Source organism: Streptomyces sp. NPDC058469 (assembly GCF_042721125.1).
Lineage (GTDB): Bacteria > Actinomycetota > Actinomycetes > Streptomycetales > Streptomycetaceae > Streptomyces.
The window spans coordinates 1-1,016 of record NZ_JBHXME010000371.1; the positions used below are offsets into that span (position 1 = coordinate 1).

A 1,016-nucleotide genomic window follows, 5' to 3' on the forward strand; every position below is an offset into this window, starting at 1 on the left:
CCGGTCCGGGAGCAACGGCTCGATTCGCGCCCACTGCGCGTCAGTTAATGGCACACCCGGACCAACGACCGACTGATCCAAACGAAACCGCCTAGGCGCAACCAGCGGCAGGCTCCTGATCGGCAACCCGAGCGGGATCTGCGGTTACTGTAAGTCGCAGGTGGCCACCCTGCTGCCAGATGGAGCAGTTCTGGAAGTTGGTACTCCGCTGGGCACGGTGATCCCGTCGTCACGATGGAGTGCAAGCAGGACATTTACTGGGAATGACGCGGATCCTAATCCATGGCCTAGGTAACCGAAAAACTTCGGAGGTGAAAGATGACTGTGATGTGGTCGATGACGTCACCAGAATCCGGGCAGTTTCGTCCGAGCGAGACACGCTCAGAACTGCGCGATCTGACGGACGCAATTAACGAGCTGCGTTCCCTCGGTCATGGATATCTGGAAGCGCGATTGCCGAACAATGCGTTTCCCCAATTGACAATGGGTTTCCGCGATGATCACGCCATCATTCATCTCTTCACTACTGAAGAAAGCGTGTCCCTTCTCCTTGGAGATGGAACTCTTCCATCGGAGGTGACGGTTGATGTCCCAATCATCGATGAATTGTCGACCTTCACGGGCGACTTCGTCCTGAGTGTCGACCACGCGTGGGATGTCGTGCAGAACTTCGTTCAGACAGGGCTGTCCGAAACCCTGGGGGAATGGTGCGAATTGTAGTGTCCAAAAAGCCCAAAGAAGGGTAGATCCACCTCCCACCCGAACTCGGCAGTAGGGCCTGGAGCTTATCGCCCGACGCACTGCCAGACTGGGAGGTGCCATCCTGGACCTTCGAAGTTGTCCCCGGTGCCCAGATTCAATCTGGGCACCGGGGACAACTTTGTGTGTTCACTCCCGCCCGCTAGAGGGCGTCTGAAAAGCGGCTCTTCACAATCCAGGGTGTAGTCGCGGCCTGTGAGAACACGTGTCGGTGGCCTGTGCCAGAGTCGCCTACAACCCCCAGCCGATCGGACAGA

1 protein-coding gene is annotated in these 1,016 nt (G+C 57.6%); it reads left to right on the plus strand.

Translation table 11 applies throughout. From position 1 onward, the window contains the following. The first annotated feature begins 336 nt into the window (after window positions 1-336). A complete protein-coding gene (locus ACFWP5_RS52530) occupies window positions 337-720 on the plus strand; it encodes a hypothetical protein (protein WP_384174589.1) in 384 nt (127 codons plus the stop codon). The last annotated feature ends 296 nt before the right edge of the window (window positions 721-1,016 follow it).